Here is a 14,338-nt window from a genome sequence, read left to right as displayed (position 1 = left end):
GCGAGGTATCGGCCACCAGCGCCAAGCACTCGCGGGTACAGTCATCGACCACGGTCAAGATGCGGAAGCGGCGGCCATCCGTGAGCTGATCGGAGACGAAGTCCAGTGACCAGCGGTCGTTCGGTGCCATCGGCACCGTCATCAGCGCCCGGGTCCCGATCGCCCGCTTGCGGCCGCCACGGCGGCGCACCACCAACTTCTCTTCCCGGTACAGCCGGAATAGCTTCTTGTGGTTGATCGCAAAGCCCTCCCGCTTGAGCAGAACATGCAGGCGCCGATAGCCGAAGCGGCGGCGCTCCTGGGCGATCGCCTTCATGCGCTGGCGAACGCCGGCATCATCCGCTCGGGTCGTCCGATATCTCATGGTCATGCGGCAGCAGCCTATGGCTTTACACGCCCGCCGTTCGCTCATCCCGTGGGCATCCACGAGATGCGCGACAGCCTTCCGCTTGGCCGCGGGCGTCACCACTTCTTTCCCAAAAGGTCCTTCAACGCCGCATTGTCCAGCATGGCGTCAGCCAGGAGCCGCTTCAGCTTCGTGTTCTCGTCCTCCAGCGTCCTCAGCCGCTTGGCCTCGGAGACGTCCATCCCGCCGTACTTGGCCTTCCATTTGTAGATGCTGGCGTCGCTCACGCCGTGCTTGCGGCATAGATCGGCGACCGACACCCCGGCCTCGTGCTCCTTCAAGATCCCGATAATCTGCTCTTCCGTAAAGCCGCTACGCTTCATGCTCTGGTCCTCGTTGTGGGCCAGAACGAACTTCAAACTGGATTAAGCCCCGGGGGCAAGGTCAAAGCCCTTGCAGAACGCTTTCATCGAGAGCTTTAGGTATAGGCAGCCCCGCTGATGCAAGGGATTTCAGCAGCACTTTGGATACTGGCCGGGTGCGTGCATGGATATAGCGTGTTAGTGCGACCGATGCGATGGCCGCTGGCCCTGGATGGAGATCGCGGATCGAGGTCTCATCAACGGGTCGCGCTTGTTGCGCCTAAAGCTCTTCGGGCTTGCTCGATGTCCAGCTCCGCCGGTGTCCATCATGCTGTCATTTGCCCTCACACCATCCGTGGCCAACTTGATGGCAACGCGATGGCAAGGACCATGGGCCGCTGCCGTTCAAGCAGGGCTTCGATACAGCCACGTCCGGCCCAGGACCAGCCCTTTGGATACCGAACGACCTTGCGTGTTCCGATGTCTAGCAAGTACCTGAGATAGGAATCGCCCTGTTTCGTAATCCGATCTAGCCCGTCCGTTCCCGGCGGTGGAATTCCGCTTAGGCCTCCGGCCAAGCCAGGCCGCGAACTCCCGCGCGGAGCGGAAGATGGTCGCGTCCGGCACGGTCGCGGCGAGAGCCGGGGCCGTTATGAGACCAATCCCGGGAATCGGATCGATCAAGCGCCGTGAGCGAGAACGTCAGAAGTAGGTGAATGGAATTGGCGAGTAAGCGCTCCAACTACCAGACATGATAGTAACTCACGGACCAGTGCGGAGGCTAAATTCGCAAGGACGCTTCGCGGCCGTACAGAAAGTCGTATCAGAGGAGCTTTCAACATGCTCACAGCAGCTGAAATTGCCAACGCAAAAACTCGCGTCAACTATCAAGATGACAATTGTCTCCACGAGGATGATGATAGCGTCCGGATTGCCTATCAATGGCTGGACGCGCAAATAACAACAAAGAAGAAGTTGAGAGCGGGACACCCTTTAAAGGAGATCATTGAAATTTGGGGCGGTAGGTTCGTTGCATCGTCTGATGTACGCGTTGCAGCCGAATTGCACCCACGAATTCGAGGGATGTACCCGCGGTTTAATATTAGCTCTCGCTTAACACTTCCTTCATGCCGTCGTCTGTTGGCTATTGCTGGGGCCAGAACGCAAGACTACTCGCTTACTGCCAACCACATCATCGAAACGTATGCCCGAATCGAAGGACCATAGATCAGCCGTTTGCTTGTAGACCCGCACCTAAAAACCTTTTGTAGCTCTAAACAGGCTTTGCGTCAAAAAAAGGCTCCGACCATAACTCCAGGGCGCATCGAGCGGCCGTAAGGGGCCGTTCAGGGGCCATCTACCGAATGACGGGGTGATCTGCGAGCCTGCGGTTCGTTTTGGACCGTTAGGCTTAGAATGGACACAGTGCATACTGCTATCACGGAGCCGGTGCGGCGCCTCGAGATCTTCAACCGGAGCGGGCCTTCGGCGGAAGTGGAGCGACGAGGACAAGGCTCGGAGTTTTGCGGAGATCGCAGCGAGTGGCGACTCGGTCTGCGACGGCTTGGATTGTCGCCGCAGCAGTTGTTTGGCAGGCGCCGTCAGTTGCGAGAAGCACCGGGCGGTCATTCCGAAGCAAAAGAAGTACAGTTTGTGCCGGCGGTGGTGGATGCCGTAGTGCCGGCGCCAGCTCTTGGGCGCGTGAGCGCAAAGCGGTACGCTGCAAGCCAGGGGGGATAGTCATCGAGATCGAAGTTGAGGGCATCACGATCCGGGCCGGCCGTGGTGCGGACCCGACGATGATTGCGTCGATCGTCCAGGCTCTGAAGGCGAGCCGGTGATCGGCCCGTCGGGTGCGGTGCGGTGGGCATAGCGTGCTATGGCTTAAGCACAGTCGGACCGTATTTAGAGCACTACTCAGGAATCCAAGTTCGCGATCTTGGCGGGCAGACCGGCTACTACATTCCCTACATCTATGTGACAACGCATGATGCAGCGCTCGCTTCGGGGCGGGAGGTCCTTGGCTCTCCAAAAAGCTGGCACATCAGAATGACATGGGAAGACGGTCTAATTCAGGGCACGCTCGAACGTCCGGCTGGCAAGCGTCTGCTAACCATCCATGCTCAACCAAATCAACGCTCCGGTGCGGGACAGATGTATTCTACCCGGACGAACTTCTATTCGGTTCCCCATCTGCCCCCCTTAACAGAGTCCGGAAAGGGAGCCGCAACGCAACTCGTGAAATGGTGTACGGACCAAAGGTTCCGACGAGACCGAACGGGGCGACGAAGTACTTTCTACTGGCCCGGTTTCCCTAACTTACGACCCCCCACTCATCGATCCCGTGCACAATTTGTCAGTCGCGGATACTCTGCTCGGCACGTGCGAGGAGTATGACTCTAGACTCCAGGCCATCGGTGTCTTGTCGGGAGATCAATTCAGGCTAACAGAATGAGGAATGAGTTTGCCTCAACTTATCCAGTTAGAAGTCCTGGTGACCTTGCCCTAAGTTTTATCCAGGTCTCTGCCGGGGGTGCCCTCGTATTTTCTTGTGACGTGGCAGCAGGGGTACCAGTAATCGTTCTGGGCCGTCCGACGTTAGATGAAACGATAGATTGACTCATGGCTGATGATGGCGCGACCATGCTTCAGCACCAGCCGCCGGCGATCTGCTCCGGCGAATGTCCCATCGCAAGGCTTTTGCCCACGCATCTGCGCAGGTCTGACTGGCGCGCCATCGTGAAGCGACAAGCCCATCGCCTCCGTCGCTCGGCCGATTGCTGGGCGCGGATCGGCTCGCACATGCCGGCCAAGCCTTCGTGACAGTCCAACCTTCTTCTAGCTGTAGAAATGTGTGATATGCTTCGATGCAAGTTCAATGTTCAATTGCAGCCGTCGGGGTGTAAGCGGCAAGCTGCGGCCGTCACGCGGCATGGTTCCATGGCATGAGCGCGTCGATTTCGCTACTCGGCCAGCCATTGGTGATACGGTGAAGTGTTTAGGACGAGCCAAGCGAACGGATCGACGTTGTTCATTCTCGCCCTATGCAGCAGTGTTGCGATGGTCCCCCAGGTTGTCCGCCGCCGTCGCTGCCCGCGAAGAGGCTATTTTTCTTGTAATTGTCTGTGGCGTGATGGCGCGCTCGACGATGTTGGAGTCCAGCTCAATGTGGCCGTCGGTGAGGAAGCGTTCGAAGAGGGAGCCACGTGAGACGGCATAGCGGATTGCCTCGGCCAGCTTTGATTTCCCGGAGATCCGCCGCAAGGTGTGCTGCCAGAGATCGAAGAGACCTGCGACGACCGCCCCGGAGGCTTGCTGGCGCGCGGCAACGCGTGCGTCGGGGCTTTGGCCGCGCACGGTCTTCTCAACCTGCCAGAGCTTTGCCATCCGTTCGACTGTCGTCGTTGCCACTTTCGAGCTTCCTGCAGCATGCAGCTCATAGAACTTGGGGCCTGCTGTGTGACCAGCAGCCGGCCAAGGTGATGCCGATCATTCCGCGATCGGGTCGCGCCAACTTGGTATAGGCGGCGTATCCACCAGCCTGCAGGGATGCCGCGATAACCATTGAGATGCCGGGCCGCACGTTCGCCGGAGCGGCTGTCTTCGAAGCGATACGCCACGATCGGGGGGCGCTGCCAGCAAAGGTTCCATCATCTCGGGCATAGCCCCATAAGCAGGTCGTCTTCGTCGATCCGGAGCCGGAGCGAGCGTCGGCAAGGTGGTCTCGTCGGCACAGATCCGTCCGGCCTTTTTTACCTCGCTGAAGATGTAGTCGGCCACGATCTCCAGCTTGAAGCCGAGCTTGCCCATCCATTGCGCCACCAGCTGGCTGTCAAGTTCGACCTGATCGCGGGCATAGATGGCTTCCTGCCGGTAGAGCGGTTGGCCATCGACGTACTGGAGACGGCGATCTGGGCCCGGCGCCTGGATCACGCTGTCCTCGTTCTTGAAGGCATACTTGGGACGGCGTGTGACGATCACGGGGAACTTCGCCGGCTCCACATCCAGACGCTTCGACACGTCCTCGCCGATGAGCACCTTCTGCTTGCCGGCATGCTCAGCTAACGCTTCCGGCTCGATGACAACCCCGATCCGTTCCAGATGCGATGCAAAGCCCTTGCGCCGACGAGGTGCGCGTTTGCCACCCGCCCCGCTCGCGGCCCTTATTGACCTGTGTCCTGATCGCAGCAATGCCGGTCTCGATCTCCTCGAAGGCAAAAGCCTGCTGTTCGTCATCGATACTCGCCGAGCCGAGCTTTTCCGATCGTCGGTCGAACCGGGGGCGGTCAAAGGCCTTTAGGATCTGCGTCAGCCGCGCGATGCGCGCATCGGCGTTGCGCGCCTTGAGATCGTCGATCTCGCTCTCCATTGCATCGCAGGCGCCGCTTTTTTGGCCATGGCAAGCACCATGGCCTTTAGCATCTCTACGTCATTCGGGAGGTCGAGATCGGGCGGGGGCATTGCCCCGACCAGAGCACCTATTGCTCCGGTTCTCTCGTCCTTTCAGGCGTTGATTCACTTCGTCGCAGCGCTTACCGCCGGCGTGACCGCCACAGCCCGGACCCGCTTCCCCATCCATCCCGTCCACCAGGGCCATCAACTGCGCGGATTCATCTGTATCCGATGATGCCCGATTCCGCGGCCAGCAGAACTTCGCTTTTTCAAGGCGTTTCAAATAGAGGCACACGCCAGAGCTATGCCACCATACGATCTTGATTCGGTCAGCCCTTTTCGCCCGGAACACATAAAGCGCCCCGTCGAACGGATCTGAGCCGGCATCGCGCACCAGCGCAACAAGGCCATCGGTACCCTTGCGGAAGTCAACTGGATGGCTGGCCAGGAACACCTTCACGCCGGAGGGGATCATGCCGAACGGACCGCCCGGATCACCCGCTGCAGCTGCGCCTCGTCGGCGTCCACGCCGGCGCGCACGATCACCTCGCCAATGGAGGCAATCTCGATCACTGCCTCTGACATGCACGCCACCGCGACTTCGCGACTCGAAGGCCGCGAAGGTAGGTTCGTTCGCCCGAGCATCGCGACGCCAGACGAAGAGATGGGCGATCCCCGATACACTCGCGCCAGGCTCCTGCGCCTCTGCCACAACTTGCGCGTGAACTCGTCCGACCAGCGCCGGCGAAGCTGTCGCGGCGCCCCCTCAAGACGCTCGGCGACAGCTTCAATCATATGGAACGCGGACGATTACATCAAACCGGAGGCGTTCTTTGCTCTGCAAATGCCAGGCCGGTACGACACGGTCCTTGGTAAAGCGCTGAATCGCAGCGCGGGACCGAAACGTCGAGAAGGGTGGCCGGCAAGCTGGCTGGTTTGGCATAGCGTTTGCTCCTGTAGCCCAGCACTCGGATCGGTCAGTCATGTGACGCTGCTTTTGTTCTTCGGGTATCGGGCGGCACGCGTTCAAAATGGGCTCTCTATTGCAAAGTCAACACCAACAGGTCCCATGAAGTCATGCCTTCATACCGCACGCTGCATGTAGTCTCTTGGCGATCGTGGCACCGGAGAATTGGGATTAGTGCAGAAAACAGCGTCTGCGCCGTTAGCATTGCGTGACATGCGCGCACCCGCGTCGGCAGGCGCTCAAGGCCAACGCTAGCATGAATAAGATGGGCTAGATACGGCCGAAAGTCGCCCACACCCCGTCTTCGCCGTCCCAGCTGCCGCGGCTCGCCGCCTTGGAGTACTCCGTGGCGCGCTGCTCGAAGAAATTGGCGTGCTCGACGCCATTGAGAATCTCGACGAGCCACGGCAGCGGATGCGCCTTGAGCTGGGTGAACCCGCCCTCCTTGGCCTCGAAGAAGCCGAAGACCGGGGCAATCCGGAGTTGGGCCAGTCGCCAGTCGGCGACGTAGCGGACGTAGGCGTGGATATGCTCGGGCAGCATGCCCTCGATCTTGCCAAGGCCGAAGGCGAGCTCGACGAAGTTCTCCTCCAGCTTCACCATGGTCTTGGCGACGTCGACAATGTCGTCGCGGACGGAGCGCGTCACCGCGCCGGTTTCGCGGTGCCATTCGTGAAATAGCTTGATGATGCCCTCGCAGTGGAGACTCTCGTCGCGCACTGACCAGCTTACGATCTGTCCCATGCCGTTCATCTTGTTGTGGCGTGGGAAGTTCAGCAGCATGGCGAAGCTGGCGAACAAGGCCATGCCTTCGGTGAAGGCGCCGAACATCGCCAGGGTGCGGGCGACATCCGCCACGCTGTCGACGCCGAACTCATGCATGTAGTCCGCCTTGGCGCGCATCTGCGCATAGCCGCGGAATGCCTCGAACTCGGTCTTGGGCATACCGAGCGTCTTGAGCAGCAGGGCATAGGCATCGATATGAACCGTCTCCATGTTAGTGAAAGCGGCCATCATCATCTGGACGGTGAGTGGCTGGAAGATCGGAATGTACCGCTTGAAATAGTTGTCGCCGACTTCGATGTCCGATTGAGTGAAAAAGCGGAAAATCTGGGTAAGCAGCGCACGCTCGCTGGCCGTGACGCGATCCGACGCCCAGTCCCTGAGGTCGGTGCCGAGCGGCACCTCCTCGCCCATCCAGTGGGTCTGCTGCTGGCGCTTCCAGAACTCGTAAGCCCAGGCATAGCGATCGACGTCATAGCTGCCGGTCGTGTCAAGGAGCCCGACGCGCCCCTTGCCGATCAACGTGCGCGGATCGAGGCGCGACAGATCGATCACTGACATGCGAGGCACTCCTCATAGTCGGTGCGCTGCCGCCCCCGCTGCTGCGTCGGCGTTGCATCCTCGGCAATCTTGCCGGCGAACGCCGCGCGCGAGATCGACTTTGATCGACAGTAGTAGAGGCTCTTCACCCCACGCTTCCACGCTGTCCAGTGCAGCATGTGGAGGTCCCACTTATCGACGTCGGCCGGCAGATAGAGGTTGATCGACTGGCTCTGGCAAATCAACGCGGCGCGGTCGGCGGCAAGCTCGACGATCCAGCGCTGGTCGATCTCGAAGGCGGTGCGAAAGATCGCTTTCTCGTGCTCCGACAGGACGTCGAGATGGGCGACCGACCCCTCGTGCGCGATGATCGACTGCCAGGTCGCCGAGGTGTCGGCGCCTTTCGCGGCCAGCACCTTGGCGAGGTGCGGATTGCGCACCGAGATGGCGCCGGATAGCGTCTTGTGGATGTAGATGTTGGCCGGAATCGGCTCGGTGCAGGCGCTGGTGCCGCCGCAGATGATGCTGATCGAGGCGGTCGGCGCAATCGCGATCTTGTGGCTGAAGCGCGCCATCACGCCGCGTTCCAGGGCATCCGGGCACGGGCCACGCTCGCGAGCGAGCGCCACGGATGCCGCATCGGCATCGCGACGAAGTTTTCGGAAGATGTTCAGATTGAATGACTTGGCCACGGCACCCTCCATTGGAATGCCCTTGGCCTGGAGAAACGAGTGGAAGCCCATGACGCCGAGGCCAACGGAGCGCTCGCGCAGGGCGGCGTAGCGGGCACGCTTCATTCCGTCCGGCGCCACCGTGATGAAATGGGTGAGCACGTTGTCTAGGAAGCACATGACGTCCTCGATGAAGCCGGGCTCCTTATTCCACTGGTCCCAGGTCTCGAGGTTGAGCGACGACAGGCAGCACACCGCTGTGCGCTCCTCGCCGCGATGATCGATGCCGGTCGGCAGGGTAATCTCGCTGCACAGGTTGGAGGTCGAGACCTTGAGGCCTAGCTCGCGCTGGTGCTTGGGGAGCGCGCGGTTCACGGTGTCGATGAACAAGAGATAAGGCTCGCCGGTTTGCAGCCGGTTCTCAAGGATGCGTTGCCACAGCTGGCGGGCATCGATCTCGCGGACAACCTTGTTAGTGTTCGGGCTGCGCAGAGCGACTGCGGTGCCGGCACCTACGGCACGCATGAACTCGTCGGTGACGTTGATGCCGTGATGCAGGTTGAGGCTCTTGCGGTTGAAGTCGCCAGACGCCTTGCGGATCTCGAGGAACTCCTCGATCTCGGGATGGTGGATATCGAGATAGACCGCCGCCGAGCCGCGCCGCAACGAGCCCTGGCTGATCGCCAGGGTGAGGCCGTCCATGACGTGGATGAACGGGATGATGCCCGAGGTCACGCCGCCCCTCGCCTCCTCGCCGATCGAGCGAACATTGCCCCAGTAGGTGCCGATGCCGCCGCCGTTGGAAGCAAGCCAGACGTTCTCGTTCCAGGTGCCGACGATGCCTTCGAGCGAGTCCGGCACTGAGTTAAGGAAGCACGAGATCGGAAGGCCGCGCGTGGTGCCGCCATTGGAGAGCACCGGTGTGGCCGGCATGAACCACAGCCGAGACATCGCATCATATAGACGTTGGGCATGCGCAACATCGTCCGCGAAGGCGCAAGACACTCGGGCGAACATGTCCTGGATGCCTTCGCCGGGAAGCAGATAACGGTCGGTCAGCGTCAACTTACCGAACGACGTCACCAGGTCGTCCCGCGACCAATCGAGGGTGATGTCAGACGGCGTGGGCGATGGCGCCAGGGGCTTCGGCAGGGGAGCCGGCGATGCTGGGGGCCGCACAAGACACGGCTCAGGCTTGGTAGGCTTTGCCTGCGCCCGGGGTTGCCGCACACTCGGCAGCTCAATGAGATGACCATACTGATCGAAGTTGTAAGACGGCGACACCGGCACCCCCGCGATATTTGGGGCCGGGACCGTGCGGACGATTTGCGAGGAGACCGGGCAAATGTCCCCTGCAGCAAGCGATCCACCGGGGCACCCGGCCCGAGGACATGTGTTCTGTCGCGGCAGATCTCCTGGCTAGCGGGTCGCTGCGGCTGTCGGCCTTCCCGGCGCTATCGCAATGGCCGCTGCCGACGCATTGGGTTCCCTTCTAGCTTCCATTCTACAATATATGGGTATAGAATACCGTGACGGCACCACATATATGCGCAGCTACGGGACTCGTCAAGACGGAACCGTAAAGTTAACGAGTTGGTGCAGCCCCGAGGTCGAGGTTCGAAATTCGCCGAGCGCCTGTCCTGAAGGGCCTCACTCAAAAAGCATAGCGTCTCAAGGACTGGCCAATCGGCGAGTTAGGAGCCTGAGATGGCCGACGAGCAGCCAAGCGAGCTCGGCGGGGGCGGAACCTTCGAAGTCTTTGCAGAGGCGCGGACATCTGCCGAGCCGTGCAAAGGTGCGCTCGACGGCCCTGCGCCTGGGCGGGAGTGGAAGCCTTGGACGCGGGGCGGTCGCTCGACGATCTCGATCGTCCACGGCCCCCAGTGGGAGAGTGCTTGACGAGCTGTTTGCCGCGATAGATCCGATCGGCAAAGATGTGCTCAAGCCGCGGCCTCGCAAATTCTGCAACAGGGGAGCAGCACCATGGACATCCTGAATGTTGGCATCGATCGGTTCGCGATCCGCGAATTGAGTTGGGCCGGATCGGGTTTCGGTTGCCATACGCGTCTCGCCATTCATCGCTTTCTGTGGCCCTTAGATCAAAATTGTCTGGAGCGCGACCGCAATCGATGCAGCCGCCCGTGGCAATGTCCCACGCTTAGTGGATTTGACCCCTTCGCAGGCCGGGCGAGCCGCCGCACGTGCTCAGTTGTCTGGCCTCGAACATAAGCCGTCCTCAACCGAACGCGGTCATGTCAGGTTATTGCCAATCAATCCTAACGGGATGAGGCGGAGCTATGCTTGAATCTGGGTGACGGAGCCGATAAGGCGGCGTGGCTTTGCTGTGTCGGAATGAAGCCGTTCGCAACATTGGCGTGAGCGGCGGCGAGGAACCGTGTTGTATCTCACCAACGACCTTGAAGCCGTGACGTTGGTAAAAGGGAATGTTTTCAGGGTTCGAGCTTTCGAGGTTGGCAGCAATGCCGTCCTCATCGCATCGTTGAAGGGCGTATTTCGTCAGCAACGTACCAAGCCCTTTTCCGACCCAGTTCGGACCGACGGGAATGAGTGGCAGATACCAATGTGGCTCGTGGGGATGATGTTCGGCCATTCTCCGCCGCAAGTGTGCCATATCCTCCGTGATCTCCGGGCGCAGGGATAGACCATGATTGCATCCAACGCCTCCTCATCTTGCTGCCCGTTGGGATGCAGCCACAGGGCCGCGCCACGAATCTCTCCCGCGACGTAAGCTGTGCCATAGAGCCTGACCAAAAAAGAAAGTTGAGTGATTTAGTTCGTTGTGATTCCTTCGTGTTTGCGAAGACCCGAGGGAGAACAACATGTGTTGGACTGAAATCACCCGCGCACAATATCGGCGCGATGGACTTGGTTATGCAAGCGACATGACGGACGCGGAATGGGAATTGATCGAGCCGTTGATGCCAGCGCGATCTCGACGCGGTCGTCCCCGCAAGATCAGTCTGCGCGTGATCATGAATGCGATTCTCTACATTGGAGCCAGCGGCTACCAATGGCGAGCGCTGCCGAAGGATTTCCCGCCGTGCTCGACTGTTCAGTACCATTTTTATAAGTGGCGCGGTTCTGGCTTGTGGGGCGCGATCAATGACACTCTGGTCCGGCGCATGCGCGAACGGCAAGGACGCAAACCCACTCCAACGGCCGGAGTTATCGACAGTCAAAGCGTGAAGACCACGGAAAGTGGAGGCCCAAGCGGATTTGCAGTCCCGCTGTTGCGGATCATTGGTCGCCTGTTCCCAACCTGCGTCACATCTTCGCCGATCGTGTCTATCGTGGTCCAAAGTTGCTCGATGCCATTGCTGATCTGGGCCAATGGACGATTGAAATCGTCACCCTTTCCGTAAGCGTCGTTCTCAGGCCACGGCTTGGAGGGCTTGAGCGCGGTAGGCGCAGGGCAGTAGCTGGTCGATCTCGCGGTTGGGATGCCCGTTGACGATCCTGGTCAGGACGTCGGTGAGATACGCGAGCGGATCGTGGTCGTTGAGCTTGCAAGTCTCGACCAGGGACGCGACGACAGCCCAGTGTTCGGCACCGCCGTCGGATCCGGCAAACAGCGCGTTCTTGCGACTGAGCTTGATGCTACGGATTGATCGTTCGACGGTGTTGTTGTCGAGTTCGATGCGGCCGTCATCGATGAAGCGCGTCAGTCCTTGCCAGCGCGAGAGGGCGTAGCGGATGGCCTCGGCGAGCTTGATCTTCTGGCTGATGAGAGCCAGCTTAGCGCGCAGCCATACCTCGAAGGCATCGGCCAGTGGTCGGCTCTTCTGCTGCCGCACGAGGCGACGTTCCTCCGCGCTGCGACCGCGGATCTCCTTCTCGATCGCATAGAATGCTGCAATGTGCTTCAGCGCCTCGCTTGCGATCGGCGCGGGGCCGGCTCTCGCGAGTTCGTAGAAGTTGCGCCGCATGTGCACCCAGCAGAAGGCGAGCTCGACCTCGCCACGTTCGGCAAGCTTTGGGTAGGCGTTGTAGCCATCGACCTGCACGACGCCCTTGAAGCCGGCAAGATGGCTGAACAGCCGCTCGGCCTTGCGGTCGGGTGCATAGACATAGGCGATGCCGGGCGGATCGGGGCCGCGCCAGGGCCTGTCGTCGGCGGCATGGGCCCAGAGCTGGCCGGTCTTGGTGCGCCCTCGACCGGGATCGAGCACCGGCACCGTCGTCTCGTCGGCGAACAGCTTGGACCTCGCGCGAAGCACCGTGAGAAGGCGCTCATGCAGCGGGCGCAGATGGAAGGCGGCATGCCCCACCCAGTCCGCCAGTGTCGATCGATCGAGAGCGATGCCCTGTCGGGCATAGATCTGGGCCTGCCGGTAGAGCGGCAGATGATCGGCATATTTGGACACCAGAACCTGGGCGACGGTTGCCTCCGTCGGCGGTCCGCCCTCGATCAGCCGGGCCGGAGCCTCGGCCTGCAGGACGCCATCCTCGCAAGCGCGACTGGCGTATTTGGGACGCCGGGTGACGACAACGCGGAACTGGGCCGGCACCATGTCCAGCCGCTCGCTCCTGTCCTCGCCGATCTGGTGCAGGTCGCCCCTGCAGCACGGACAGGTCTTGTCGTTGATGTCGACGACGACCTCGATCCGCGGCAGATGCGCCGCTAGCGCTCCGCGATTGTTGCGGCGCTTGCGTGCGCGCTCCGCCCGGCCTTCCGGAGCTGGTCGGGCCTCTCATGTTCCGATGATTGCCTTCCATGCGTGATGCGGCCATCGACCCCGACGGAGCGGCATCGTCTCGCATAACGACGATGCTCATGCTGCCTTCGTGACTAGGGAACACAGGTCTCCGCGCACATCCACCTTTCGAGGCTCATTCCCGCACCCCGCATGGCTCCTGTCTACACTTCGAACCCCGCGTTGCCGCGACGCCCGCAAGACTCGGTCCCGGCTTGCCTGCTTCGGCTTTGGCCGGATGGGACTTGCACCCACAAGCAATCATCAGCTTGGCATGACGTACTCCCCTGGCGTGGTGTAGCTGAGGGCGTGTGGTCACCACGTTCGGCGGCATCGGCCACTCGTCGAGGAAGGTGGCGAGCTTCGGCAGCTTGGGGCGGAGCTGGTCGGCGACGCGCCGCCACTGCGCCCGCGCCGCCTCGGCATCGTCCTGGGCGCAGGCAGTGGCGATGAACGTGGAGGCGACGCGTCGTCCGCTCTTGCCGGCATGCGCCAGCGCGTTGCGTATGAAGTGCACGCGGGGTCGTCGGAAAGCTGCAATTGGCTGATTCCGTTTTCGTCGGCGATTCGCGATCGGCGGAGCAAACGAGATGCTGGGGCGCAAGGAGCGGGATCGGTTGGAGCTCTTCATCACTGGCTCGCTCAAACAGCTCGTCCCAGATGAGCACGTGCTGCCGCGGGTCGATCGTGTGCTCGACCTATCTTGGCTAAGAAAGAGGTCTCCGTCTGCTATTGCGCGAACGAAGGTCGGCCAGGCATGGATCCGGAAGGCGCGGTACGCCTGATGCTGGCGGTTCTGCTCACCGGCATGTACACGATCGCAGGCTGATGCGGGAGGCTTAGGTCAACATCGCGATTCGCTGGTTTGCTGGTTATGGCCTGCACGAGTAGCTACCGCACCATTCCAGCCTGACGCGCATCCGCCAGCGCTGGGAATAAGAGCGATTCCGTAGGATCTTTAAACGGACTGTCGAGGCCTGTCTGAAGGCCAAGATCGCAAAGCCGAAGTGGTTCATATCGATGCGTCGCTGATCCGCGCCAACGTGAGTTGGGACAGCCTCACCGAGCAGGCATGTGGTGGATGTGCTGAGTGAGAATCAAAGCGAAGATGAAAGCGAGGCTGAGAGGAAGGGCCGGCAAAGCGGCAAAAGAAGATCTGCACCACCGATCTGGATGCGACAATGGGCCACCAATGCCCGAAACCGGCGGCTGGAGTCCGCTTACAAGCAGCACGCTGCCGTCGATAACAAGGTCGGCGTTATTCTGGACGTCGCAGTCACGACTGGACAAACGAACGAAGGGGAGACCTTGCCGGGCTTAATCCAGTTTGAAGTTCGTTCTGGCTCACAACAAGGACCAGAGCATGAAGCGCAGCCGCTTTTCGGAAGAGCAGATCATCGGGATTTTGAAGGAGCATGAGGCCGGCGTGTCGGTCGCCGATCTGTGCCGCAAGCATGGCGTCAGCGACGCCAGCATCTACAAATGGAAGGCGAAGTTCGGTGGAATGGAGGTGTCGGAGGCCAAGCGGCTGAAGACCCTGGAGGACGAGAACACACGGCTGA

8 protein-coding genes, 7 pseudogenes and 1 riboswitch are annotated in these 14,338 nt (G+C 60.9%); of the genes and pseudogenes, 5 read left to right on the top strand and 10 right to left on the bottom strand.

The window, feature by feature from the left end:
- Positions 1-729, bottom strand: a pseudogene (locus tag EHH60_RS36510) (IS3 family transposase); the annotation flags it as partial.
- Positions 730-1,113: 384 nt separating this feature from the next.
- Positions 1,114-1,335: a hypothetical protein gene (locus EHH60_RS38990; protein ID WP_370140868.1), complete on the bottom strand. Its 222-nt coding sequence runs from the start codon at positions 1,333-1,335 to the stop codon at positions 1,114-1,116.
- 213 nt (positions 1,336-1,548) lie between these two features.
- Here EHH60_RS38990 and EHH60_RS36500 point away from each other — a divergent pair, with 213 nt between their 5' ends.
- Together EHH60_RS36500 and EHH60_RS36490 are read left to right on the top strand one after the other, a co-directional pair.
- The gene (locus EHH60_RS36500; RefSeq protein ID WP_124163956.1) at positions 1,549-1,935 is read left to right on the top strand and encodes a hypothetical protein; all 387 of its coding nucleotides are present in this window, start codon (positions 1,549-1,551) and stop codon (positions 1,933-1,935) included.
- Positions 1,936-2,571: 636 nt separating this feature from the next.
- Positions 2,572-3,105, top strand: coding sequence for an acetoacetate decarboxylase family protein (locus EHH60_RS36490; protein WP_225115009.1), 534 nt, complete (start codon positions 2,572-2,574; stop codon positions 3,103-3,105).
- Between the two features lie 526 nt (positions 3,106-3,631).
- Here EHH60_RS36490 and tnpC (EHH60_RS36480) read toward each other — a convergent pair.
- The 6 genes and pseudogenes from tnpC (EHH60_RS36480) to EHH60_RS36450 form a co-directional block, all read right to left on the bottom strand.
- Positions 3,632-5,169 (bottom strand): annotated as a pseudogene (tnpC, locus tag EHH60_RS36480) (IS66 family transposase).
- A complete protein-coding gene (tnpB, locus tag EHH60_RS36475) occupies positions 5,138-5,575 on the bottom strand; it encodes an IS66 family insertion sequence element accessory protein TnpB (protein WP_124163955.1) in 438 nt (145 codons plus the stop codon). Before tnpB ends, tnpC (EHH60_RS36480) begins: the two are co-directional and overlap by 32 nt.
- 762 nt (positions 5,576-6,337) lie before the next feature.
- Entirely contained in the window at positions 6,338-7,411 is a 1,074-nt protein-coding gene (locus tag EHH60_RS36465; RefSeq protein WP_199752515.1) for a ribonucleotide-diphosphate reductase subunit beta, read from the bottom strand.
- Positions 7,402-9,144 (bottom strand): ribonucleoside-diphosphate reductase subunit alpha, encoded by a 1,743-nt coding sequence (locus tag EHH60_RS36460; RefSeq protein ID WP_245334299.1) that lies wholly within the window; start codon positions 9,142-9,144, stop codon positions 7,402-7,404. Before EHH60_RS36460 ends, EHH60_RS36465 begins: the two co-directional genes overlap by 10 nt.
- Positions 9,145-9,449: 305 nt before the next feature.
- A riboswitch (cobalamin riboswitch) is annotated at positions 9,450-9,608 on the bottom strand.
- 124 nt (positions 9,609-9,732) lie between these two features.
- A pseudogene (locus tag EHH60_RS37870) lies at positions 9,733-10,065 on the bottom strand (transposase); the annotation flags it as partial.
- A gap of 256 nt (positions 10,066-10,321) precedes the next feature.
- A complete protein-coding gene (locus EHH60_RS36450; RefSeq protein WP_225115007.1) occupies positions 10,322-10,672 on the bottom strand; it encodes a GNAT family N-acetyltransferase in 351 nt (116 codons plus the stop codon).
- A gap of 229 nt (positions 10,673-10,901) precedes the next feature.
- Between EHH60_RS36450 and EHH60_RS36445 the strand changes: the two are divergent.
- Positions 10,902-11,300 (top strand): annotated as a pseudogene (locus tag EHH60_RS36445) (transposase); the annotation flags it as partial.
- Between the two features lie 153 nt (positions 11,301-11,453).
- Here the strand turns inward: EHH60_RS36445 and tnpC (EHH60_RS36440) are convergent.
- Positions 11,454-12,758 (bottom strand): annotated as a pseudogene (gene tnpC, locus EHH60_RS36440) (IS66 family transposase); the annotation flags it as partial.
- A 358-nt stretch (positions 12,759-13,116) separates the two neighbouring features.
- Positions 13,117-13,314 (bottom strand): annotated as a pseudogene (locus EHH60_RS36435) (transposase); the annotation flags it as partial.
- 52 nt (positions 13,315-13,366) lie between these two features.
- Here EHH60_RS36435 and EHH60_RS36430 point away from each other — a divergent pair.
- Positions 13,367-14,087, top strand: a pseudogene (locus tag EHH60_RS36430) (transposase); the annotation flags it as partial.
- Positions 14,088-14,139: 52 nt separating this feature from the next.
- The coding region (locus EHH60_RS36420; protein ID WP_148090224.1) for a transposase at positions 14,140-14,338 on the top strand (199 nt) is incomplete at its 3' end.

Origin of the sequence: Bradyrhizobium sp. RP6 (genome assembly GCF_003837805.1) — a bacterium.
Taxonomy (GTDB): Bacteria; Pseudomonadota; Alphaproteobacteria; order Rhizobiales; family Xanthobacteraceae; genus Bradyrhizobium.
The sequence above is the reverse complement of the archived record's forward strand: the minus strand, read 5'-3'. Positions and strand labels throughout refer to the sequence as shown.